Raw genomic sequence first — 493 nt, 5'->3', positions numbered from 1 at the left:
ATGCAAGTTTTTTTACTGACAGATTTATTTGTCAGTAAAAAATGATAAAAACTATATTTTTTAGCTAAATCTTATTTTAGAAAAGAAGAAAATATAAATAAATATCTATGAAATTTTGTTATTGTCCCTCTTTTTCCCGCGTTTTTCAAAGAATCTGTATAGGCAAAATTGTTTGACAACTTGACAAGTTGTATAGAAAACTTTATAATATAATCTATGCAAAACTTAAACAAAACAGAAAAAACACCGTGGGAGCAGATTGCCCTGTTCGACGTGCACGAGCCCTCCGCCCCGGATCCTGCTCCCGCCGAGGCCGATGAGATCGACGCGGAGCACCCGGATGTCGAGGTCCTGGCTGAGCCTGAAACCGCTGCGGCGCAACCGCCAACCCCCACAGCCGCCGGGGAAACGCCGACCGCTGCCGCGGATCCGTCGGCTGCGCCGGAGACCGGGCCGACACCACCGGGTCGGCCGGTGTGGGAGTCGCTGCCGG

The 493-nt window shown here is 48.3% G+C and carries 1 pseudogene; it reads left to right on the top strand.

The window, feature by feature from the left end:
• Positions 1 to 216 precede the first annotated feature (216 nt).
• Positions 217 to 493 (top strand): annotated as a pseudogene (locus tag P3H15_RS55070) (hypothetical protein); the annotation flags it as partial.

The organism is Rhodococcus sp. T2V, from assembly GCF_029269925.1.
Lineage (GTDB): Bacteria > Actinomycetota > Actinomycetes > Mycobacteriales > Mycobacteriaceae > Rhodococcus_F > Rhodococcus_F koreensis.
Note: the sequence above shows the minus strand (reverse complement) of the source record. Positions and strands in the feature narration are given on the sequence as shown.